Below are 24,022 nucleotides of genomic sequence, written 5' to 3'. Positions count from 1 at the left end.
ATTATTATGTGGTCGGATGAGTTAGTAATTTAGCGGTCTGCGGCGCTAATGGGAAAAAAGGGATCGAATGATTGTGACGAGATTCAAAGTTCTTCCGTTTTCTTGCTCACTGGCCGAAAAAGGTGGCGTGTGTGCTGAGTTACGAATTTTCGTTTTTTAATTCATATATATTGTGAAAAAGACGGAGTGATTATATATATCGACGCCCATACATTATTTATCTAAATATAATTGATGTAATTTTCTTTTTTTATAAATCTGAATGTGATGCAACCAATATATTAGTCATTCGTTTCTGTTGCGAAGATTTAAAATTGTTATGTTTGTTCAGGATGAACTTTAGAAATGCCACCAATTTATTATCCGTTGGCTATGTATTTACATAATACATTGACCTGACTTATACCCTAAATAATTCGGGTGAACGAGCGCCGCCAACGCACTCGCGACTTGAATCATGACGGGTAAATTTCATTATGCTGAATATTATAAGGATATAAGATGCGCGTTAAAATAAAGGCACTGGCGTTGTTTGTCGGAGCAATATTATCTACCAGTGCAATGGCCTCAACACAGCAAAGTTCGCTTGAGCAGCGCTTAAATCAGTTAGAGCAACGCCTACAAGCCTCTGAACAGCGGGCTGCCGCAGCAGAAGCAGAAATTCAGCAACTTAAAGCTAAACCTGTTCCACCGCAGATGAGTCATACCGCTCCTGTTACGGTGGTTAGCGAACAATCCGCTAATGATAAAACTGATAATCCATCGCCGAAGCTATCCCTCACCGGATATGGCGATTTAAAAATCTATGGTGACGTCGAATTTAATATGGATGCCGCCAGTCGCAGTAATGGCCTGACTTCTATGCGCCGTAGTGCCAATACAAATTGGGCTGATGGCAATAACGAACGCTGGGATATTAACGGCCGCTTATTGCTGGGCTTTGATGGTTATCGCCATCTGGATAACGGTAATTTCGCTGGCTTCTCAGCGCAACCCTTAGCGGATTTAACCGGGCATATGAATCTCGATGATGCCGTGTTCTTCTTCGGGCGTGAGAATGACTGGAAAATTAAGGTGGGCCGTTTCGAAGCCTACGATATGTTCCCGCTTAACCAGGACACGTTTGTTGAGTATTCCGGCAATACCGCCAACGATCTCTACGGTGATGGCTACGGTTACATCTACATGATGAAAGAAGGGCGTGGGCGCAGTGATTCCGGCGGCAACTTCCTGTTGAGCAAGACTATCGACAACTGGTATTTTGAGCTCAATACATTGCTGGAAGACGGCACTTCGCTTTACCAGGACAAGTCATATCATGGCAACGAATTAACTAACGATAAAAACGTTGCCTATTTGCGCCCGGTAATTTCCTGGTCGCAGGATAGCTTCTCGGTGGCGGCCGCGATGGAAGCCCAGGTGGTGAACAACGCTTACGGCTACCGCGATGCTAATGGCCAAATGGTCGATCAATCCGATCGTACCGGTTACGGCCTGACCATGACGTGGAACGGGCAGAAAAACGATCCGGATAACGGGGTTGTCGCAAACCTCAATACCGCATATTTAGATGCAGCTGATGAAACCGACTTTACTGCCGGGGTGAACGCCTTGTGGAAGCGCCTTGAGCTCGGTTATATCTACGCCCATAACGACATTGATAAGTTTGATGTCAACGCGGCAATGGATAATTGTGATGATGATTGCTGGATAACCAATGCGGGGACTTACGATATCCACACGATCCACTCTTCATATCAATTCCCGAACGTGATGGGCATGAAGAACTTTAATATTTATCTCGGTACCTATGTGTCCTGGGTCAGCGCGGATAAAGGCGACAGCAATGGCAGCGATGACACGCGTTACGGTGGCCGCGTAAGATTTAAATATTACTTCTGATGTGAGATTTAAACGCCCTCACCCTAACCCTCTCCCCCAGGAGAGGGAACTGCTCGGTGTCTCCGTCTCCCTCAAGAGAGCTGACTTCTCGGTTTTCTCCCTCTCCCTCAGGGAGAGGGCCGGGGTGAGGGTGGCATGACCAAACCCGGCGCCTGCCACATCGACGTCGTTAACCCGCTATCAACCAGCGTGAGCTGATCGGCATACACCTTCATCCATTTGCGTTTCATCTCGTCATATAACTCACGGTGCGCCAGGTTCGGCGTAAACTCGCGCTGCCATTGCACCAGGTGCTCACCAGTATCGGCAAGACTGTTAAACAACCCGGCGCCCACACCCGCAGCAATAGCACAGCCAAGTGCGGTGGCTTCTTTCACCACGGGGACACGCACTGGCAAACCTGTTACGTCGCTCAAAATCTGGCTCCACAATGCACCTTTTGAGCCTCCGCCGGCAAAAACCAGCGACGCAAACTGTATGCCAGAGAAACCCGAAATCTGCGCAAGATTGCATGCCGACACAATCGCCGCATTTTCTTCCAGTGCCCGGAATAGCGTCGCTTTATTGCATTTTTCCGCATCAATAGACAGGTTAATAAACGATGGTGCTGCGTGATACCACTGCTTGAAATGCATGGCGTCAGAGAAAATCGGCATCACTCCATGAGAACCTGCCGGAACGCGCGCCGCCATATCTTCGAGCAGGGAATAGGTGTCTACACCAAGCCTTTCAGCCAGCAGTTTTTCTTCGGCGCAGAAAGCATCGCGGAACCAGCGCATCGTCAGGCCGGTAAAGAAACTAATGGATTCCGCCTGCACCATGTTGCCAATCACATGCGGGTTAACGCGAATATTCATATCGGGATCGGTTTTGATGGCAGGTAAATTCACTACCTGCTGCCAGAATGTGCCACCCAATATTGCGGCTTGCCCGGCGCGCACAACGCCAAGCCCCACGCAACCCAACTGAACATCACCACCGCCCATCACGACGGGGGTTCCGGCTAACAAACTGCTTTGTTGTGCCGCATCCGCAGTCACCCCGCCGAGCACGGTGCCTGTCTCTTTTACCGGCGAGAGGATATCGGCACGCAGTCCAGCCATATCCATCAGGGCGGGCTGCCAGTCACGGGTAGTAAGATCCAGCATTCCCGTGGTGCCCGCATTGGAAGGATCCACCGCCAGCTCGCCGCTAAGTTTGGCTGCCAGCCAGTCGCTAATCATCGTCACGGTCGCGGCCTTGCGGTAAATATCAGGCCGGTTATGTGCCAGCCACAGCAGGCGCGGCATGGCGCTTAACGCCAGCGTCTGCCCGGAAACCTGGTAAACCTCGGACTCAAACTGATAATCGTGGATCTCTTTGAGCTCGGCGACTTCGCGGCTGGCGCGGGCATCGACATTAGCACACGCCCAAATAGCATCGCCGTTACTGTCATAAAGCACGATCCCTTCTCGCATCGAGCAGCAGGAGATCGCAGCAATCGCGCCGGGCGGTAAGTGTGATTTTTGCAGTACTTCACGAATGCACTGGCAGGTGAGCTGCCAGTTGGTGGAAAGATCAAACTCCATTGATCCGGGCACATCGGCCACGCTGAGGTGTTTCCATTCGGCCTGGCCGACAGCAATCTGGTGGCCTGAAGTATCAAAGATGACGGCGCGGATACTGCCGGTTCCGGCGTCCAAAGCAAGTAAATAACTCATCGTCACCTCTGTTCTTAATTATCTCATTGCTCGCCGGTCGAACCCTTAATCAAATTTAGAACATCGGGCTGAAGATACCGGGCCTGAAAATGTGAGGTGTGAGACAAAAAGATAAATTACCGCCTGGCTGCCAGATACGGATGTCTAAACTTTTGAACGTTGACGGGAGGAAAAAATGGCAGATCTTGACGATATCAGAGACGGTAAAGATTACGGTATTGGCCGCCCTCAGGAGAATAAAGCATTTTACCTGAAGGGGAGCGGGGCGTTGGACTGGGGCATGCAGTCGCGCCTGGCACGGATTTTCAACCCGGATACCGGGCGCACGGTCATGCTGGCATTCGACCACGGCTATTTTCAGGGGCCGACCACGGGACTCGAGCGCATTGATTTATCCATTGCGCCCCTGTTTGGTGAAGCCGACGTGCTGATGTGTACGCGCGGTATTTTGCGCAGTGTCGTGCCGCCTGCCACCAATAAACCGGTAGTGCTGCGGGCATCAGGTGGGAATTCAATTCTGAGCGAGCTGTCGCGCGAAAGTGTCGCTGTCACTATGGAAGATGCGCTGCGCCTCAACGCCTGCGCTGTAGCCGCGCAGATTTATATTGGCAGTGAATATGAGCATCAGTCGATAAACAACATCATTAAGCTGGTCGACGAAGGCACTCGCTATGGCATTCCAACGCTTGCGGTGACGGGCGTGGGTACGGAGATGGCACGTGATGCGCGCTATTTCTCACTGGCCAGCCGTATCGCGGCAGAAATTGGCGTGCAGTTTGTGAAAACCTATTTTGTCGAACAAGGGTTCGAAAAAGTCACCGCCAGTTGCCCGGTGCCGATTGTCATTGCTGGCGGTAAAAAATTACCGGAACACGAAGCGCTGGATATGTGTTTCAGGGCAATTGATCAGGGAGCAAGCGGTGTAGATATGGGGCGCAATATCTTCCAGTCCGAGGCTCCGCTCGCCATGTTAAAAGCGGTGAAAAAGGTGGTGCATGAGAACGTTTCTGCCCGCGAGGCGTATCAATTCTGGCTGGATGAAAAGCATCAGGGAGACAAGGCATGAACGTAACGTTGGTGGAAATTAATATCAAACCGGAACGAGTCGATGAGTTTATGGACGTATTCCGCGCCAACCATGAAGGTTCCATCAAAGAGCCGGGAAATCTGAGGTTTGATGTGTTGCAGGATCCAGATGTCGCGACACGATTCTTTATTTACGAGGCCTATCAGAACGACGAAGCGGTGCTGGCGCATAAGCAAACTGCACATTACCTGGCGTGTGTTGAGAAGCTGGAAGGAATGATGTCGCAGCCGCGTAAGAAAAGGAGTTTTGTCGGGTTGCTGCCTTAGCATCGCTGCTTTATGGCCCTTGTCCCGAACAGGAAGGGCCATAAATATTCAAAAATTACCGAATAAACTCAGCAAATTTTTCAGCATTCGCTTTCAGGTATTCCGGGAAATCTCCATGGTGTAAATCCACAACTTGCAGATTTCTTTCACGTGCCCAGATATCCAGGCCGTTTTCAATCGCGTTCTGGATATGCTCTTGATTATTAAGCTCTGGTGTGTCGTATTCCGTATGCGAAATGGCAGACATTTTTTCCGAAATGCGTTCAGATGTCATTATCCAGGAGAAGTGCCAGCCACCATTTTGAATGGTTTTGGTCCTGAATTTTAGGTAGTTCCATTTAAACCACTGCTTATGTAAAACAGAGCGTTTTAAATTACGTAACGTTTCTGGCTCACCCATAAAAAAGGTTTTTAAATTTTTATAACTTGTTATACGCGGCGCCGGACAAATACGGGCTTTACCATCTTTATTAAAGACTTGCAGATTAAATTGATAGTTGTAAAACGTTTGATACAGAACTGAACACAAGTAATAAGGTTTGTGTTGGGCAATGGCGTCAGGATGTATTATTTCATCAACATCAGAAACAATAACAATATCATCATCTTTGGCTTTCTCAAGCCCTCTCATTATCGCATTACGCGTGCGCGACTCATTGATCCAGCTGTCTTCATCTGGTTTTTCGTCAAAGACAACGTAGATGATTTTGTCCTTAAATTTTGCGAATTTATTGATATCGAAATGCAATTCTACCGGCTGGCCAGTAAAAGAATGTGTCGATTCAACAATGACAAATTTATCAACAGAGTCATTGAGTACGTTGAGTCGTAAATCAAGCAACATATCTTCATCGTAATAGAGGAAGCAGTCGTAAATCATGAGGGGCGACCGAAAGTATAATTATTAAGAGTCGCAAGTATAGAACGTTAAATGAGGGGATGAAATAAGCCTGCTTATTATATCCCCCGGTATTAGTTCTCCGGGGGATAACTCGATCACAGAACTAACTCGGTTTTATTACTGTTGGCATAAAGCGATTTCAGTGCTTTTCTCGCACAGCCCAACACATGTTCACACTGCTCTATGGTGATGGTCAGTGGAGGCTCAATACGAATCGTTTTCGAATTATTGAGCGTCCCGGCGACCAGCACCTGCTGGCGGAACATTTCACTTGCAAAGCTATAGCCAATTTCGTTGTCGCTGAACTCGATAGCAATCAATAAACCTTGCCCGCGTGCGTCAACCACCAGGTCCGGGAACTCGCGTTTCAGTGCCTGGAAACCGTCGACCAACAACTGTCCTTTCTGTTGCGCCTGGGCGGGAAGATTTTGCTCAAGCAGGACATGAATTGTGGCAAGTGCAGCCGCACAGGCTAACGGATTGCCGCCAAATGTTGTGGTGTGCAGGAAAGGGTTATCAAACAGCACAGAGAATACTTCTTCTGTCGCAACCGTTGCGCCAATCGGCATTACGCCGCCGCCGAGTGCTTTAGCCAGGCATAAAATATCAGGCTGTACGTTTTCATGTTCACAAGCGAACATTTTGCCGGTACGACCCATACCTGTTTGCACTTCATCCAGAATCAGTAGCACGCTGAATTCGTCACAAAGTTTGCGAACCGCAGGTAAATACCCTGCTGGTGGGATAATCACGCCGCCCTCACCCTGAATAGGTTCAAGGATTACGGCTGCAACGTCATCACCGGTTTTACGGCATTCGCTGAACATGGTGCGTAACGCGTCGATATTGCCGAAAGGTACATGCCTGAAGCCCGGTAAAAGCGGCATAAAGGGTTTTCGGAAAGCAGCTTTTGCCGTTGCAGACAATGCCCCGAGAGATTTGCCATGAAACGCGCCTGAGGCTGCGATAAAGGTAAATTTTCCACGTGGAGATTGATACGCTTTAGCGAGTTTAATCGCTGCTTCAACTGATTCTGTACCGCTGTTGCTAAAGAAGCTGTATTTAAGTTTACCCGGAGTGAGTGTCGCAAGCGTTTTGGCTAGCATCGCCCGTAGGGGGTCGAGCAGCTCCTGACTGTGCAGGGGTTGTTTTTCGAGCTGATGCTGTACGGCGGATACCACTGTTGGATTACGGTGCCCCACGTTAAAAATGCCGAACCCACCCAGACAATCCAAATATTCCTTACCCTGGGTGTCGACAAGCGTATTTAAACTGTTCGCTTGCCACTCTACGGCTCCGTAATCCCCGCCGGCGGTCACTGATTTGCGATACTCAAGAAAACCTGGATTCACATGCTGCTGGAAGTTATCAATAACCTCGCGATTTAACGCCTTCATTTCCTCATGAGTTAATGACTTCTTTTCGATGATGTTGAGAGCGTGCGCTGTGCAGGCAAGAGCCGAAGCGCTGGTAGGTAACCTGTTCAAAATGTGCTCCTGGGGATGACGTATCACGCGATACACAAAATAAGTATTGCAGGGAATACGCCACTTCGCTTCCCCTAAGCAAAATCAGGATAAACGATCTGAGGGAACGTAGAACGCGTAATAATTAATCACCAAAGGTGACATTTTGTGTTTTTTTCTGCTGCGTCAGAGCGGCTTTGCTGTCAGATATTTGGTTTTGCTGCACCATAACCATGCAACGTGCTGTTAAATGGTGCATTCAGCTATTGGATAACCTGTCTGGCTGAAATAGATACCTTTTTAAATTATCACCAGAAAAAGAAAAGTTAGGTTTAATTCATTCATAAAATGAATGGTATCGGGCAGTTTTCTTTATTTTTATGTCAATTAATGCGGTATGCGTAAATTACGGAATGATTGCTTGCCGGTTTAATGATTATTCACGTTATAATTTTCGCGGGAAATTTTTCACCATTGAACGTTATTATTTTCTGGTGATTGTTAAATCAATGTAACGTATGTGTGGTTTGAAAAATGAATATTAATGACCTTGATTATTCCTTATCAGAACTGAATATTGCGATTAAAGATCATTATGACTGGGCCGGGAAATTCCTTCGCCTCAGTTTATTGGGAGGAGAGGCCGATGCCGATATTCTTGATCCACAATCGCATCTTCATTGCCGGTTTAGCCGTTGGTTGTCGCTACGACTCAACGGCGATGCTTTAGATAAAGATATGGTCATCATTATCGATAAAAACCATAAAGATATGCATGATATCTCTCGCGAGATGATGCAGTCGATTATTCAGCGCTCGGTGACGGATTCTTTGCTGGAAACATATCAAAAAGCGCAGCAAAATTTCACCGCAAGCCTCGACCGTTATAAAGAATATCTTTTCTCGTACCGTAATATGCATGATGCATTAACGGGGTTGCCACTGCGTCATTTATTATATTGCGAGTTTCCGTTAGTCCGCGAGAAGAGCCAGCGCAGCTGCCGCCATCTTTATTTGCTAATAATGGATATTGACCGGTTTAAGTCGATAAACGATACCTGGGGCCATAATGCCGGTGATGAGGTATTACGAAAAGTTGCCCTGGTGCTTAAAGATGCTACGCGCAGAACGGAACGAATTTATCGTTTTGGTGGCGAAGAATTTATTATTTTGTTGGATGCAAAGAATGATGAGGATGCGCAAAAAGCAGCAGAGCGTTTACGCCAGCATCTACAGCAGCAAAGTATCACTGTAGGCCACGAAAAAATAAATGTCACCGCAACCGGTGGGCTGACACAAGTCTCTGACGCAGACTCATTGCATGAAGCGATTGGCCGTGCCGATAAAGCGATGTATTACGGCAAAAATACCGGACGCAACCGCTGCATTATGGGAACTGCGGCGCAAGAGATGGTTGCGCTCGGGTAAACATTACGCAGCATCCATCCGGTGTTCGCCCCGCACCAGGGCGGCGCGGTCAAACTCATGTTCAATGATGCCGCCCGCCATATAAGCCGCCCTGTCTGACATATGCGCAATCACATCTGCGTCATGGCTGACGAGCAGGTAAGTCATCCCAAACTGCTGTTTAAGCCGGTTTAGTAAGTTGAGAATTTCAGCCTGCACAGACATATCGAGCGCCGAAGTCGGCTCATCAAGCAGCAGGATTTTCGGGCGCAGCAGCAGTGCCCGCGCAATGGCGACACGTTGGCGCTGGCCACCGGAAAGCTGGTGTGGGTAACGCTTCATTGCATCGGTTGGCAGCCCAACTTGCAGCAATGCTTCTTCCACCCGGGCGGCAATCTGCGCTTCACCGCGAAGGGTCAACGGTTCGGCAAGCGTGCGGTAAATCGTATGGTTGGGGTGAAGCGACGCGTAAGGATCCTGAAACACCATTTGCACGTTACGGCGCAAATCACCCTGGAAACGCACACCGGGTTTGATTGCCCCATCCAGCAGTTTTACGCCACCTTGCCATTCACGTTGTAACCCTGCCAGTACGCGCAAAATAGTGGATTTCCCACAGCCAGACGCGCCAATTAAACTGAATGTTTCCCCAGAATGAATAGCGAAACTGGCATCGCGAACGGCCGTTTTTAGCTGGCCCTTTGCGGCAAACTGAACACACAAATTATTGACCTCAACGAGCGCCATTGTTTTCTCCATGCAGATTCTGACTGCGGTCTAATGTTGGCAGCATCATGCCGTAAGTTGCGGCGTTAGGGCGGCAGGTCCAGAGCGTACGAGTATACGGATGGGTTGCTGTCGCAAGTTGGTTTGCGGCCATTTCATCAACCTTTTGCCCCTGGTACATCACCAGCACGCGCTGGCAATGCTGGGCAACAAGCGGAAGATCGTGGCTGATAAGCAGCATCGCCATCTGGCGTTGCTCGCATTGCTCCACCAGCAGTTCCAGAATCTGATTGCGCAGGCGTGCATCCAGCGCGGAAGTGGGTTCGTCGGCAATCAACACTTTTGGGTTATTAACCAGCGCGATGGCAATCATCACGCGTTGTCCCATGCCACCAGAAAGTTCGCCCGGGTAACGCGGCAATACATTTTCCGGCAAGCCAACTGAGTCCATCACTTCGCGAATGCGTTCACGGCGCTGTGTTGCCGAGAGTTTTTGATGGAGACGCAATGCTTCGTCAATCTGTTGGGCGACGTTTTTGACCGGGTTGAGCGCGTAACGTGGATCTTGCAATACCATTGCGATGTCATTACCGCGCAGGCGTTGCCAGTCGCGGTTGTGCAGGCTTAGCAGGTCGTTACCGAGCACGTTGAGCTGGCTGGCGCTGACTTTACCCGGTTTGCGTACCAGCCCCATCAGCGCCCGTGCCGTCATGGATTTACCGGATCCGGATTCGCCCACCAGTGCCAGGCGCTCGTTACCCAGCGTAAACGATAGATTTTCCACCACGCGCGCGCCGGGGTAATCAATGTTTAGCCCGCTAACTTCAATTCTGTTCTCAGTCATGGCTCGGCTCCAGCACGTCGCGTAACCCATCGCCCAGTAAGTTAAACGCCAGGCTGCTAATCAGAATGGCGGTGCCAGGGATCGCCGCAATCCACCATTGATCGAAAATCACCTGCATACCGTCTGCGATCATCGAACCCCACTCCGCCATCGGTGGCCTCGCGCCAAGGCCCAGGAAGCCAAGTCCGGCTGCGGCGAGGATAATCCCGGCCAGATCGAGTGCCAGGCGCACGATAGCCGAAGGTAAACACAGTGGCAGAATATGCCCCGCCAACAGGCGCAAGCCACGGATGCCCATCATTTCGGCGGCAGCGAGATAGTCGCTATGACGCAGACGCTGAATTTCGCTACGCGCCTGGCGAGCATAGGCAGGCCATGTCGTCAGTGCTAATGCCAGTGCGCCATTCACAAGCCCAGGGCCAAGCATGGCGACAAATGCGAATGCCAGAATCAGGCGCGGCATCGACATCACAACGTCAGTAAAACGCATCAGCACCCGCTCCATCCAGCCACCGTAATAGCCAGAAAGAATGCCAATCAATAGCCCAACAGGCAGGGTTATTACTGTGACCAACAACACCAGGCCAAGAGCCGGGCGCGTGCCATAAATCAGGCGTGAGAGTAAATCACGGCCGTAGCTATCCGTTCCCAACCAGTGTTGCGCATTCGGGGCTTGCAGGCGTGCGGCGGCATCCTGCCAGTTCGGATCGAACGGGGCGATGAGCGGGGCGAAAACGGCAACCAGCAGCAGTAACGTAATAATCACCAGGCCGCAGAGGGCGGCAGGTGAACGCAAAGTGCGGCGTAAAAAGAGATAAGACGGCATCAGTGCACCCTCGGATCGGTGACACGCACCAGCACGTCAGTCAGATTATTGATGATGACAAACGACACGCCAATCAGCAGTGTGCCACCCATAATGGCGGTGGTGTCCCCGGCAAACAGTGCGGTCGTCAGGTAACGCCCGATCCCCGGCCAGGAGAAGACCGTTTCAGTCAATACCGCACCTTCGAGCATGCCGGTGTAGGCCAGCGCAATCACCGTAAACAACGTGCCGCGAATATTGGGCAGTACGTGGCGCACCAGAATCGTCATCTCCCCGGCGCCTTTGGCGCGGGCAAGCGTAATGTATTCTTTGTTCATTTCGCTCAGACAGGCGGTGCGCGTCAGTCGGGTAATGCTGGCCAGCGAGTAATAGGCGAGCAGCAGCACAGGTAAAACAAGATGGTTAATGGCATTGAGAAACGCGTCGCGGTCGCCAGAAAGCCAGGTATCAATTAACACAAAACCGGTTTTGGCTTCGACGGTGTACTGGTAAATATCATCCAGCCGCCCAGGCCCGGCGCTCCATTGCAGGCGCGCGTAAAAGAGCGCCAGCAACAACAGACCCAGCCAGAAAATAGGGACAGAGTTGCCGAGCAATGTGAATGTGCGGACAGCCAGATCCCAGGGTGAGCCTGCGAAGCGGGCGCAAAGCACGCCAAAAATGACGCCCAGAACGCTACCAATAATCAGCGCGAGGGTGGCAAGTTCCAGCGTTGCCGGAAACGTGGCCAACAAATCCTTTAGCACCGGCTGGCCGGTGGCGCTGGCGGTGCCTAAATCGCCATGCGCGAGATTGACCAGGTAATGCCAGAACTGAACGGGAAGCGGATTATCTAAACCCAACTGGTGGCGCACCTGGTCGTAGGTGGCCTGGCTTGCGTGATCGCCCACGATTTGCAGCACGCGGTCGACAGGCGACAGTGCCGAAAGCGCAAAGGTGATAAGCAGCAAGCCGATAAGCGTTAGCGCCAGGGTAAACAATCCCTGAATCAGGGTGAGCAACGGGCGGCGGAATGAAACTTCTGACATGGGTAACTCTTATGCTGGTGTTGGAGAAAGCAACCCTCACCCCGACCCTCTCCCTGAGGGAGAGGGAGAAAGCTGGCCCCCGGTGGAAAGGAGAAAAGCGATCAATCCCCTCTCCTGGGGGAGAGGGTTAGGGTGAGGGGAATAAACTATTTGCTCACGCGGTCGTAATACACCATATCTGCATTTAAACCTTGCTGATAGCCCTTCACATTCTCACGCACCACGATCTGGGTTTTACCCTGATCCACAAATACATACGGTGAATTGTGCTGAATCTCTTCCTGTATTTTCTTATACAAATCCAGGCGCTTCGCCGGGTCAGCCTCCGCAACTGCGGCCAGAGTTTGCTTGCTTAACTCCGGGATTTGCCAGCCGTTTAAGCCCGCAACGGTACTTGCTTTACCGTCGTTGTAAGCAAAGGCACTGGCATTGGAATGGGCATCAAAGTAATCCGGGATCCACAAGCGGATCGCGGCCTGGTGTTGTTTGGCACGAACGCGAGCGTACACCTGGCTGCCTGCGGCTGGCAGAAGATCAATCTTCACGCCACCCTGAGCAAAGCTCGCCTGCATTGATTGAGCGATGGTGATAAACGGTGGTTTGTTTTCCACATCCAGCGTGAAGTGCGCATCTTTGATACCCGCTTTGGCGAGGATCTCTTTCGCTTTTGCCGGGTCAAATTTGAATGGGTTGTTGTCCAGCGCGCCTGCAAAACCGACTGGCAGGAAGCTCTGGTGGATAAAATACTGGCCTTTTAACAGATCTTTGGTGATGCCTTCGTAGTCCACCAGATAACGGGCGGCTTCCCAAAGGGCCGGGTTTTTCAGCAACGGGTTAGCGTTATTACCGGCGTTGAACACCATATAGTTCTGCTCGGCAGAAGGGATGCTCAACACTTTCACGCCCGGTTTGCCTTCCAGCGCGCTGGTCTGATCCGCACCTAAATCACGTGCGATATCGGCATCGCCTTGCTGAATCAGCAGGCGGCGAGCGGCAGGATCGGGCACGTTTTTGATAATGATATTTTTAACTTTAGGCGCGTCACCCGGTGAGGTTGGGTTGGCGTCTAAAACAATGGCCTGATGCGGCTGGTAAACACGCATTTTGAATGGGCCACTGCCCGCAGAGTGCATTTTCAGCCATTCGTTACCGAAATCGCCCGCTTTCGCGTTAGGTGTAACGGCTTTTTCATCCACGATTGAGGCAATCGGCGTGGAGAGAATATTTAGCGCCACCGCCGGGCTGACGTCTGCCGTCCAGTGTAATTCCAGCGTGTGGTCATCGACCTTTTTCAGCTGGCTGGCGATGTTGTCTGGTTGCCAGCCCAGCACGTTGAGAATAAACGCCGGGGATTTGTTGAGCGTCACCGCGCGGGTATAAGAGAAGATCACGTCTTCCGGGCGCAGCGGGTTACCCGATGAGAATTTGGCATCCGGGCGCAGCTTAATGGTCAGTTTTTTGTTAGCCGCATCGCTCTGCCAGCTTTCTGCCAGCACCGCGACTAATTTGGCCGGGTCTTCACGGTCGGCCTGCACCAGGCGCTGGTAAAGGCTCGGCACCGTTTGAATGCTCGACAGCTCATTCGCTTCAGCAGGATCAAGGCTGACGATATCGTCCAGTCCCTGGGCAACAATTAAAGTATTTGGCGGTGTGGCGGCAAAGCTGCTCGTGGAGATTGCAGCTAATAGCATTAACGGCAGTAATTTTCTTTGCATATTGCACCCTGCGTAAAAGAGAGGAATTCTTTATGAGTTGTTATTCGCGGACTGGGTTACGTTAGGTGAGTTATGGATATTCGCAAAGTCCAAAAAATACTTTGCTTATAAATTTTAGAGATAACCAATGCCTTCCAGGAATGAGGGTTAAAGCCAGAAATGAAAACGCCGGGCATTGGCCCGGCGCTTTTAATGCTGCTAAAACTTACTCGTTGATGCGTGGGTGCTGATCCACCAGGTTGGTACGCTTCGCCTGTAACTCTTCAATCTCACGGTCGATATCTTCGATTTTTTGCTCGATGTTATCGTGGTGTTCCTGAACAATTTCACGCGCTTCGGCAATATCAGACGCCGCAGGCGTTGCCCCTTTCAGCGGCTTATTAGCGGTCTCTTTCATGGTCAGACCGGTAATCAAACCGATAGCCGCCACCACCATCAGATAATACGCAGGCATCATCAGGTTTTCGGTCGATTCCACTAACCACGCCGCAACCGTTGGGGTCACACCCGCAACCAGCACCGAAATATTAAAGGCACTGGCTAACGCACTGTAACGAATATGCGTCGGGAACATGGCGGGCAGAGTCGAAGCCATCACCCCGGTGAAGCAGTTCAGCACGACCGCCAGAATCAGCAGCCCGGCGAATATCAGCCCCAGCACATTGCTGTTAATCAGAATAAAGGCCGGGATCGCCAGAACAAGCAATGCCACGCTACCGAAGACGATAAACGGACGGCGGCCATAACGGTCACTCAGCAGGCCAATCATCGGCTGCACAAACAGCATCCCAATCATAATGGCGATAATGATCAACACACCATGTTCTTCGGAATAATGCAGGTTGTGCGACAGGTAACTTGGCATATACGTCAGCAACATATAGTAGGTGACGTTGGTTGAAATCACGATGCCGACACAGGTCAGCAGGCTGCGCCAGTGTTTGGTCGCAATCTCTTTGAAGGAGACTTTCGGGCCTTCAGCCAGGCCTTCTTTATCGCCTTGTTCAAGTTTATCAATGTGCTGCTGGAATGCAGGAGTCTCTTCCAGTGCATGACGCAGATACAGGCCGATAATCCCTAATGGCAATGCCAGGAAGAACGGCAGACGCCAGCCCCATTCAAGGAAGTTGTCTTCGCCGACAATCGCCGTAATCAGCACCACCACGCCCGCACCACAGACGAAACCGGCAATGGAACCGAAGTCCAGCCAGCTGCCCATAAAGCCGCGTTTACGGTCTGGTGAGTATTCCGCCACAAAGATAGATGCGCCAGTGTATTCGCCGCCGACTGAGAACCCTTGCGCCATTTTCGCAAGTAACAACAGGATTGGCGCCCAGATACCGATAGTCGCGTACGACGGAATCAGGCCAATACAGAAGGTACTCAATGACATAATGATAATGGTAATGGACAGGATCTTCTGGCGACCATATTTGTCACCGAGCATGCCGAAGAACAGGCCACCCAACGGGCGAATCAGGAAGGGAACAGAGAAGGTACCCAAGGCGGCAATCATCTGCACACTAGGGCTGGCATCCGGGAAGAAAACCTTACCGAGGGCGTAAGCAACAAAGCCGTACACGCCGAAATCAAACCATTCCATCGCATTGCCAAGCGAGGCCGCGGTAATCGCCTTTTTAAGACGGCTATCGTCGATGATGGTGACGTCACTGACCTTAATAGGTCTGACTTTCTTTTTCCTTTTTAACATTATTATCCTCTTTTTCCTTGCGGGGGCGAAACGGCCCCGTACTAAGTGTAGTGTGCCGATTGCAAATTGAAGGTCAAAACTCCAGCACTTAGCGTCACTATGACATTTTCATTAATAACTTCATGAAATTAATGGGAAATGTGCTCCCCATCCAAAATCATTATAAAAAATATGGCTTAGTTAAAAAAGTGTGATCGTCGTCAAGTTTAACCGCTAAAGGAAATTTTTGCAGCGCCGAAATAACAATACAACTAAAAATATTAACAATTGGATAACCTGCCAAGGGAGTTGCTATGACTGCGCGCACGGCTGCTACACAGCATGAATACCTGCTTGATGACGATACGACATTGATGTCGACAACCGATTTAAAAAGCACAATCACCCATGCGAACGACGCATTTGTGAAGGTCAGTGGTTACTCGCTTCATGAACTCACAGGCCAGCCCCACAACCTGGTGCGCCACCTTGATATGCCCAAAGCCGCCTTTGCCGATATGTGGTTCACCCTGCAAAAAGGAGAACCCTGGACCGGCATCGTCAAAAATCAGCGCAAAAACGGCGATCACTACTGGGTAAGGGCGAATGTTGTGCCGTTGGTTCGCAATGGCAAGACGACGGGCTATATGTCGATTCGTACTAAAGCGAAGCCTGAAGAGATCGCAGCGGTCGAGCCGCTGTATAAGGCGCTCAAGGAAGGGCGCTGCAAACGCCGTTTATTTAAAGGATTAGTGCTGCGTAAAGGTTGGCTGGGTAAATTGCCCGCTCTCCCGCTGCGAGGCCGCATTCGGCTTATCATGAGCGGTGTGTTTTTGCTGATGATGGTAGCCTCTATTTCATTGGGGCAGGGGGCGTTGTCTGTGGTTATCAATGCGTTAGCGAGCCTGCTGGCCTGCGCTTTGCTGGAGTGGCAAATTGCCCGTCCGCTGGAAAATGTGGCACGCCAGGCGCTGGAAGTCGCCACGGGAAATCAACAGCGTGTGCAGCATTTTGCGCGAACGGATGAAATTGGCATGACGTTGCGGGCCATCGGCCAGCTTGGATTGATGTGCCGCTGGCTGATTCATGATGTCAGCCATCAGGTGGAAAACGTGCGCAGCGGCAGCGAGGCACTGGCGAAAGGCAATGTGGAATTGAACGAACGCACCCGCCAATCCGTGGTGAATGTGCAGCAAACCGTCACCACCATGGGCCAGATGGCGGTGTCGGTACAGAACAACTCAGAAACAGCCGCCGCCGCCGATAAACTGTCGAGTTCTGCGAGCCAGGCCGCAGCCCACGGCGGAAAGGCGATGGAAACTGTGGTGACCACCATGGATGACATTGCCGACAGTACGCAACGTATCGGCTCTATCACCAGCCTCATCAATGATATTGCTTTCCAGACTAATATTCTGGCGCTGAATGCGGCGGTAGAGGCGGCGCGTGCCGGTGAGCAAGGGAAAGGTTTTGCCGTGGTGGCCGGTGAAGTGCGAAACCTGGCGCAGCGCAGTGCGACGGCGGCAAATGATATCCGCAAGCTGATCAATGCCAGCGCCAGCAAAGTGCAATCGGGTACTGTTCAGGTTCACGAAGCGGGGCGCACCATGAATGATATTGTCGAGCAGGTGCGCAATGTGACTCAGCTTTTGGGGCAGATCAGCCACGCCACTTCTGAGCAGGCCGAAGGATTGTCTGATTTAACGCGCGCGGTGGCTGAACTGGATGCTATCACGCAAAAAAATGCAGCGTTAGTTGAAGAGAGCGCGGAAGTATCTGCGATGGTCAAACACCGCGCGGCTCGCCTGGAAGATGCCGTGACGGTACTGCATTAGAGTTTTATTGAAGTGCGATAAGGCACATTTTTCACCCCATGTCGGTGGATTATTAGCTAGTCTGGGACTAATTGAATTTTTACTCACGACCCTATCAATGGAGAGCGTTATGACTCAGTCGTCCCAGATTAACCGCCGCTTTGTGCTGGCGAAACGCCCGCAAGGTATGCCGACCAGTCAAGATATCAAGCTGGAAGAAGCGCCCGTCCCACAACCCGCTGCAGGCCAGTTACTGCTGCGCACGCTCTATTTATCACTCGACCCGTATATGCGCGGGCGTATGGATGATGCCGAGTCTTATTCCGCACCGCTGGCTATTGGCGATGTCATTGGTGCAGGCACCGTGTGCCGGGTCGAAAAATCCGAACATGCGGACTATAAAGCGGGTGACCTGGTCCTGGCCTATACCGGCTGGCAGGATTACGCGTTGTCTGATGGCAGCGATGTGCAAAAACTCGACCCGAATATGCAGCACCTTTCATATGCGCTTGGTTTGCTCGGCATGCCTGGCTTTACCGGATATATGGGGCTGACTGATATTGGACAACCGAAAGTCGGAGAAACTGTGGTGGTCGCGGCTGCCAGCGGTGCAGTAGGTTCGGTTGTTGGGCAAGTAGCGAAACTGCTGGGTGCAAAAGTTGTGGGGATTGCAGGTGGCGCGGATAAATGCCGTTACGTCACTGAAACGCTGAAATTCGATGCCTGTATTGACCATAAAGCCCCGGACTTTGCCGAGCAGTTGAAAAAAGCCTGTAGCAAAGGCATTGATGTCTATTTTGAAAACGTCGGCGGGGCAGTATTTGACGCAGTGCTGCCGCTACTCAATACCAAAGCGCGAATCCCGGTGTGTGGCGTTATCAGCCAATACAACGGCATGAACAGCGCGTTTGAACAAGACCGGTTGCCATTGCTGATGGGCACCATCCTGAAAAAACGGCTGCGCGTACAAGGCTTTATTATTTCTCAGGATTACAGCGACAGTTACCCGCAATTCTTTAAGCAGATGAGTCAGTGGCTGGCGGAAGGCAAAATCCAGTTCCGTGAAGATATTGTTGATGGTCTTGAACACAGCGTTGAAGCGTTCCGTGGTTTGCTCAGTGGTAAGAACTTCGGCAAATTAATTGTAAAAGTCGCGAGCTGATTTTTATTGAAACGGCGCGAATGCGCCGTTTTATTAACCTTTATATGGCCCGTCAATCACTGAATTTCTTGCCAGTAAATCTGATGTAAACACATTCTCTTTCGACAAATATCCGCCATCGAGCATGGATATTAAGCGGTTGATAACCTCGCTTATCATATCGCTCACGGGATCTTTAATGCTGGTTAAAGCCGGTGAAAGATAAGCGGCCGTAGGAATATTATCGAAACCGATAATGGATATTTCACCCGGAATAGAAACACCAAGATCGTTTAATTTCTTCATGGCACCGACAGCCATTTCATCATTACTGGCAAGAATGGCGCTGATCTTGTTTTTATTCGCCAGCAAGGATTCAACCGCCGACACTCCGCTGGCTGGCGTCCATTTTCCTTGTGCAATCAATGCTTCATTTACGCCAATACCATATTGATTTAATGCTTCTTTATAGCCTGCCAGGCGTTCGATAGCGGTAGGAGAATCTATCGCTCCGGTAATAAAGGCAATATCGCGATGCCCGCGCTCAATGAGATATTTTGTTGCCTGGAAACTGGAACCTTTGTGGTCGCAAAAAACACAGTGGCTTTGGTGTTTTCTTAATTTTCGGTTCACCACCATAATCGGTGTTTTGTGCTGTTCAATAATCGAATCCATTTCATCAATGGTTAAAAAACGCGGGTAAATAATTACCGCATCACAGCGTAAATCGAGCAGGAATTGAATCGCTTCACGTTCTTCTCGTGCACTGTGTTTGCCATCGACCAGAATGAGCTGGCGACCATTGTCTTCTAATTTCTTGGCGGCCTGCGAAAGTATTTCACTGAAATAACTGCCGTGATAAAGCGTGTTGGTGACCACTAAACCAATGCATTCTGATTTATTCGTTGCCAGGTTACGCGCCAGTAAATTTGGCCGATATCCCGCTTCCTCAATCGCTTTAAAGACCTGCTCTTTGGTGGCTTCGCTGACGTATCCCTTGCCGGATAAAACGCGTGAAACAGTGGCTTTTGAGACGCCGGCTTTTTTTGCCACTTCTTGCATTGTCGACATGGGAGCTTCCTGGCTTTGTTGATTGCGCCCATTTTACACATTCCGCAGCGACAAAATACTGCCCCATACCCGTCATACTTCAAGCCGCTTCTTTGTTGGCTGCGTGACCTCGCCCAGTTCACTTACTTAAGTAAGCTCCCAGGGACTCGTTCCCTTGCCGCCTCGAAGCAACTCGAATTATTTAGGGTATGAAAGCGGTGTTAGTGGCCTTAAAAGGCTGATTATGGCGATCGTAATCACAAAATTAACAATATGTAAAATTAGTGTTTGATCTGTTCGTTTCACCTGGACAATCTAATGTGGAACCGGTTACCTATTTCTCAGACCCCTACACGTCGACGCGGTGTTACCGGTATAAGTCATTCATAACTAAATGAATTTAAATACGAAAGAGTGGTAGCTCATGGCTAAGAATTATGCGGCAGTATCACAGTCGATAGTCGACGCAATTGGCGGTGCGGGTAACGTGCGAGCAGTGACACACTGCATGACACGCTTACGGTTTGTGTTAAATGACGACAGTCGCGTCGACGCCGCACAGCTCAAAGCGATCAGCGGTGTACTGGGTGTGGTGCGCAGCGAAAATCAGTGCCAGGTGATTATCGGTAACACAGTTTCTCAGGCCTATGCTGAAGTGCTGAAACTCTTGCCAGAAGGCATACAGCCCGCTGAGCCTGCACAAGGCAAAGGCAAAATCACCCTGAAACGCATTGGCGCAGGGATTCTGGATGCCCTGATTGGCACCATGTCACCGCTGATCCCCGCCATTATTGGCGGCTCAATGGTAAAACTGTTGGCGATGATTCTGGACATGACCGGCGTCTTCGAAAAAGGCTCCTCAACGCTTGTCATTCTGAACGTGATTGGCGATGGCGCGTTCTTCTTCCTGCCTGTCATGGTCGCGGCTTCTGCGGCGGTAAAATTCAAAACCAATATGTCGCTGGCCATCGCGATTGCCGGGGTTCTGGTTCATCCAAACTTTGTCGACCTGATGGCGAAAGCGGCCCAGGGGCAACATGTTGAATTTATGGGGATGACGGTCACGGCGGTGAAATATACCTACACCGTTATTCCTGCACTGTGCATGACCTGGCTGCTGTCTTACATCGAAAGATGGGTTGACCGTATCACGCCTGCGGTCACGAAAAACTTCCTCAAACCGATGCTGATTGTCCTTATCTCAGCACCGATTGCCATCATGCTGATTGGCCCGCTGGGTATCTGGATTGGTACCGGTATTTCTTCACTGGTTTACACCATCCACCATTACCTTGGCTGGTTGTCGGTGGCGATTATGGGCGCGCTGTGGCCACTGCTGGTGATGACAGGCATGCACCGTGTATTCACGCCGTCTATTATTCAAACCATCGCGGAGACAGGCAAAGAAGGGATGGTTATGCCCTCTGAAATCGGTGCCAACTTGTCACTCGGCGGTTCATCTTTAGCGGTGGCATGGAAAACGAAAAACCCTGAACTGCGCCAGACGGCGCTGGCTGCGGCAGCCTCTGCAATTGTGGCGGGTATTTCTGAACCTGCGCTTTACGGTGTGGCGGTGCGTCTTAAACGCCCATTGATTGCGGCGCTCATCAGTGGTTTTGTCTGCGGAGCGGTCGCCGGAATCGGCGGGCTGGCGAGCCATTCGATGGCCTCTCCAGGTTTATTTACCAGCGTGCAGTTCTTTGACCCGGCGAATCCAATGAGCATCGTATGGGTGTTTGGCGTGATGATTCTGGCGGTTGTGCTCTCTTTCTTCCTGACACTGTTACTGGGCTTCGAAGATATCCCGGTTGAACAAGAACAAACTAAAGAGAAAGAACAAGTACAGCCAAACGCCGTTATTGCACCCGCAAGCGCTAACTAATTAAGAAGAGGAATCTCATGAGCGAATCTCTATTTCCAAAGGATTTTTTATGGGGCGGTGCAATTGCGGCGAACCAGGCTGAAGGCGCTTATCTTGAAGGTGGCAAAGGGATTACCACGGTCGATACCATCCCACATGGCAAAGACCGCTTATCGGTAAAATTAGGGCTCGAGAAACGCTTTAACTTACGTGATGACGAATATTACCCGAGCCATGTCGGTATCGATTTCTATCATCGCTACAAAGAAGATATCGCGTTAATGGCGGAAATGGGCTTTACCGTATTTCGCACCTCGATTGCCTGGAGCCGTATTTACCCTAATGGCGATGAATTAACGCCAAACGCGGAAGGCATCGCTTTTTATCGCGATATGTTTGCGGAGTGCAAAAAGTACGGTATCGAACCGCTGGTGACGTTGTGCCATTTTGATGTGCCGATGTATCTGGTGAAAGAGTACGGTTCGTGGCGTAATCGCAAAATGGTGGAGTTTTTCACCCGCTATGCGCGTACCTGTTTTGAAGCGTTTGATGGCCTGGTGAAATACTGGCTGACCTTTAACGAAATCAATATTTTGCTGCACAGCCCATTCTCTGGCGCAGGTCTGGTATTCGAAGCAGGCGATAATAAAGAACAAGTTAAGTACCAGGCATCGCACCACCAGTTGTTGGCAAGCGCGCTGGCGACAAAAATTGCCCATGAAGTTAACCCGATAAATCAGGTTGGCTGCATGTTGGCGGGGGGGAATTTCTACCCGTATTCTTGCAAACCTGAAGATGTTTGGGCGGCACTGGAAAAAGACCGCGAAAACCTGTTCTTTATTGATGTTCAGGCACGCGGAGCTTATCCGTCGTATACCAAACGTCTGTTCCGCGAGAAAGGTTTTGATCTTGAAATCCAACCAGGTGACGATGAAATTATCAAGAATACCGTCGATTTTGTCTCATTCAGTTACTACGCTTCGCGCTGCGCTTCAGCGGATATGAACGATAACAACAGCAATGCGGCAAACATCGTGAAATCCCTGAAAAACCCGCATATTCAAGCGAGCGAATGGGGCTGGGGTATTGACCCGCTCGGTCTGCGCATCACCATGAACATGATGTACGACCGCTACCAGAAACCGTTATTCCTGGTGGAAAACGGACTCGGTGCAAAAGACGAAATTAACGAGCAGGGCGAAATCAACGACGATTACCGCATCAGTTATTTGCGTGAGCACATCAAAGCCATGGCAGATGCTATCGACGACGGTATCCCGGTTATGGGTTACACATCCTGGGGCTGCATTGATTTGGTATCAGCATCGACCGGGGAAATGAGCAAGCGCTACGGCTTTATCTACGTTGATCGCGACGACCAGGGCAACGGTACACTCGCCCGCACGCGTAAAAAATCGTTCTGGTGGTATAAAAAAGTGATTGCCAGCAACGGCTCTGATTTGAGCTAACTTGTCAGTCATGCGGCCTGGTTTTATAGCCTGGCCGCAATAAAACGTCTAAACCCGCGCCACCATCTCCAGTGCATCACTATCCTGCAACCAGTCACGCGTATTAATCCTCAGCATTTCCATAAAGGTATTTCCGGCGGTTGAAAGCCTGGCAATATTTGGGCACAAAATGCAGATGCTGCTGGCCGGAAGCACTTCGCGCAGCACCAGCGGCCGCAGGTTCGGGCTGTAGCCTGGAAAGCGCAGTCGCACGGATGTCCACATGCTTACCGCATCCGTTTGTTCCATCATGCGCGCCATGATCCAGGGTGATGAGCAGTGGATAATATTTTGCGGTAGCGGCAGGTTATAACGACGAAAAACTTGCCCAAGAATGGAGTGCTCGCCGGGTTCATCCCAGTCCAGCCACGGGTAATCCATCAAATTTTTCAGTGAAGTTGTATGTGTGACGGGGTGCTGGTTACCGGCAATCACCGTGTTGCCAAGGGCGTACAGCGTTTCGTAATACATGCCGTTTGGCGCCACATTACTGGCCGTGGTGATGACGGCAATATCCAGCCGTTGGTTCTCCAGCGCATCGTGAATTTGCTGCGGCCTGCCTTCCATCACAATCAGTTTTACGCCCGGATAGCGCGCCTGAAATTGAATCAGCGTGTTGGTAAATGGCCCGTAAGAGGCCGCCGAAGTAAAACCGACCCGTAACTGACGCATGGCTTTGCCAAGCAGATTGTCGATTTCATCCCGCGCCTGGTGCAAAGAGCGGTCGATGTCTCGCGCATGGCGCAGTAAAACTTGCCCATACTCATTTAACGTTACGCCGCGTGATGAGCGTTGCAGAATCGGCATGCCGATTTCAGCTTCCATTTCCTGAATGGTTTTAGAAATGGCGGGTTGTGTGAGGTGTAACGCCTTTGCCGCTTTGCCGATGCTGCCTTGCGCGGCAACTTCCAACAAAATATCTAACTGATTTAGTTTGATTTTCATTATTCCGTACCGCCTGAATCATCACCGTGGTGCAAATTTTGCTCTCTTACAATACAAATAAGATAACCAAAGGCATAACTAATTTTTATGATTGTAATGTTCTTTTTTTATGCAGATAGTTAAAACAACCCCAGTTTGTTTACAT

At 50.5% G+C, this 24,022-nt stretch carries 19 protein-coding genes; 8 read left to right on the top strand and 11 right to left on the bottom strand.

Annotation, left to right across the window (positions count from 1 at the left end):
- The first annotated feature begins 501 nt into the window (after nt 1-501).
- Nucleotides 502-1,902 carry a carbohydrate porin gene (locus M975_RS16170; RefSeq protein WP_064560944.1) on the top strand — a complete coding sequence of 467 codons (1,401 nt, stop codon included), beginning with the start codon at nt 502-504 and terminating at the stop codon, nt 1,900-1,902.
- A gap of 107 nt (nt 1,903-2,009) precedes the next feature.
- Here the strand turns inward: M975_RS16170 and lsrK are convergent, their stop codons facing one another.
- Entirely contained in the window at nt 2,010-3,602 is a 1,593-nt protein-coding gene (lsrK, locus tag M975_RS16165) for an autoinducer-2 kinase (RefSeq protein ID WP_064560943.1), read from the bottom strand.
- A 175-nt stretch (nt 3,603-3,777) separates the two neighbouring features.
- Between lsrK and lsrF the strand changes: the two genes are divergently transcribed.
- A complete protein-coding gene (gene lsrF, locus M975_RS16160; RefSeq protein WP_064560942.1) occupies nt 3,778-4,668 on the top strand; it encodes a 3-hydroxy-5-phosphonooxypentane-2,4-dione thiolase in 891 nt (296 codons plus the stop codon).
- Nucleotides 4,665-4,955, top strand: coding sequence for a (4S)-4-hydroxy-5-phosphonooxypentane-2,3-dione isomerase (gene lsrG / locus M975_RS16155; protein ID WP_064560941.1), 291 nt, complete (start codon nt 4,665-4,667; stop codon nt 4,953-4,955). The genes lsrF and lsrG overlap by 4 nt, the downstream gene beginning before the upstream one ends.
- A 55-nt stretch (nt 4,956-5,010) precedes the next feature.
- Here lsrG and M975_RS16150 read toward each other — a convergent pair whose 3' ends face one another.
- Nucleotides 5,011-5,835 carry a glycosyltransferase family 17 protein gene (locus tag M975_RS16150; RefSeq protein WP_064560940.1) on the bottom strand — a complete coding sequence of 275 codons (825 nt, stop codon included), beginning with the start codon at nt 5,833-5,835 and terminating at the stop codon, nt 5,011-5,013.
- A gap of 116 nt (nt 5,836-5,951) precedes the next feature.
- Nucleotides 5,952-7,343 carry a putrescine aminotransferase gene (ygjG, locus tag M975_RS16145; protein ID WP_209438136.1) on the bottom strand — a complete coding sequence of 464 codons (1,392 nt, stop codon included), beginning with the start codon at nt 7,341-7,343 and terminating at the stop codon, nt 5,952-5,954.
- 513 nt (nt 7,344-7,856) lie between these two features.
- On the opposite strand from ygjG, the gene M975_RS16140 reads away from it, so the two are divergent.
- Entirely contained in the window at nt 7,857-8,750 is an 894-nt protein-coding gene (locus M975_RS16140) for a diguanylate cyclase (RefSeq protein ID WP_064560939.1), read from the top strand.
- A gap of 3 nt (nt 8,751-8,753) precedes the next feature.
- Here M975_RS16140 and M975_RS16135 read toward each other — a convergent pair whose 3' ends face one another.
- The 6 genes from M975_RS16135 to proP all read right to left on the bottom strand — a co-directional run bounded on the left by M975_RS16135 (nt 8,754) and on the right by proP (nt 15,579).
- Nucleotides 8,754-9,476, bottom strand: a complete 723-nt coding sequence (locus M975_RS16135; protein ID WP_064560938.1) for an ABC transporter ATP-binding protein — start codon at nt 9,474-9,476, stop codon at nt 8,754-8,756.
- Nucleotides 9,463-10,299, bottom strand: coding sequence for an ABC transporter ATP-binding protein (locus M975_RS16130; RefSeq protein ID WP_064560937.1), 837 nt, complete (start codon nt 10,297-10,299; stop codon nt 9,463-9,465). The genes M975_RS16135 and M975_RS16130 overlap by 14 nt, the downstream gene beginning before the upstream one ends.
- Entirely contained in the window at nt 10,292-11,125 is an 834-nt protein-coding gene (locus M975_RS16125) for an ABC transporter permease (RefSeq protein WP_064560936.1), read from the bottom strand. The genes M975_RS16130 and M975_RS16125 overlap by 8 nt, the downstream gene beginning before the upstream one ends.
- Nucleotides 11,125-12,153 carry an ABC transporter permease gene (locus M975_RS16120; RefSeq protein WP_064560935.1) on the bottom strand — a complete coding sequence of 343 codons (1,029 nt, stop codon included), beginning with the start codon at nt 12,151-12,153 and terminating at the stop codon, nt 11,125-11,127. Before M975_RS16120 ends, M975_RS16125 begins: the two co-directional genes overlap by 1 nt.
- A 146-nt stretch (nt 12,154-12,299) precedes the next feature.
- Nucleotides 12,300-13,868 (bottom strand): ABC transporter substrate-binding protein, encoded by a 1,569-nt coding sequence (locus M975_RS16115; RefSeq protein WP_064560934.1) that lies wholly within the window; start codon nt 13,866-13,868, stop codon nt 12,300-12,302.
- Between the two features lie 205 nt (nt 13,869-14,073).
- Complete coding sequence (gene proP / locus M975_RS16110) at nt 14,074-15,579, bottom strand: glycine betaine/L-proline transporter ProP (RefSeq protein WP_064560933.1); 1,506 nt, start codon at nt 15,577-15,579, stop codon at nt 14,074-14,076.
- A gap of 293 nt (nt 15,580-15,872) precedes the next feature.
- Here proP and M975_RS16105 point away from each other — a divergent pair, with 293 nt between their 5' ends.
- Both M975_RS16105 and M975_RS16100 read left to right on the top strand, forming a co-directional pair.
- Nucleotides 15,873-17,393 (top strand): methyl-accepting chemotaxis protein, encoded by a 1,521-nt coding sequence (locus tag M975_RS16105; protein ID WP_064560932.1) that lies wholly within the window; start codon nt 15,873-15,875, stop codon nt 17,391-17,393.
- 109 nt (nt 17,394-17,502) lie between these two features.
- Complete coding sequence (locus M975_RS16100) at nt 17,503-18,534, top strand: NADP-dependent oxidoreductase (protein WP_064560931.1); 1,032 nt, start codon at nt 17,503-17,505, stop codon at nt 18,532-18,534.
- 33 nt (nt 18,535-18,567) lie between these two features.
- Here M975_RS16100 and M975_RS16095 read toward each other — a convergent pair whose 3' ends face one another.
- Nucleotides 18,568-19,584 carry a LacI family DNA-binding transcriptional regulator gene (locus M975_RS16095; protein WP_064560930.1) on the bottom strand — a complete coding sequence of 339 codons (1,017 nt, stop codon included), beginning with the start codon at nt 19,582-19,584 and terminating at the stop codon, nt 18,568-18,570.
- A gap of 403 nt (nt 19,585-19,987) precedes the next feature.
- Here M975_RS16095 and ascF point away from each other — a divergent pair, with 403 nt between their 5' ends.
- Both ascF and M975_RS16085 read left to right on the top strand, forming a co-directional pair.
- Nucleotides 19,988-21,445, top strand: coding sequence for a PTS cellobiose/arbutin/salicin transporter subunit IIBC (gene ascF, locus M975_RS16090; RefSeq protein ID WP_064560929.1), 1,458 nt, complete (start codon nt 19,988-19,990; stop codon nt 21,443-21,445).
- Nucleotides 21,446-21,462: 17 nt separating this feature from the next.
- On the top strand, nt 21,463-22,893 hold the full coding sequence (locus tag M975_RS16085; protein WP_064560928.1) for a 6-phospho-beta-glucosidase: 1,431 nt from the start codon (nt 21,463-21,465) through the stop codon (nt 22,891-22,893).
- A 48-nt stretch (nt 22,894-22,941) separates the two neighbouring features.
- Here the strand turns inward: M975_RS16085 and M975_RS16080 are convergent, their stop codons facing one another.
- Complete coding sequence (locus M975_RS16080) at nt 22,942-23,877, bottom strand: LysR family transcriptional regulator (RefSeq protein ID WP_064560927.1); 936 nt, start codon at nt 23,875-23,877, stop codon at nt 22,942-22,944.
- Nucleotides 23,878-24,022: the final 145 nt, after the last annotated feature.

The sequence above is a fragment of the Buttiauxella brennerae ATCC 51605 genome (genome assembly GCF_001654925.1).
Classification (GTDB): domain Bacteria; phylum Pseudomonadota; class Gammaproteobacteria; order Enterobacterales; family Enterobacteriaceae; genus Buttiauxella; species Buttiauxella brennerae.
This window is presented reverse-complemented; position numbering and strand designations above follow the sequence as displayed.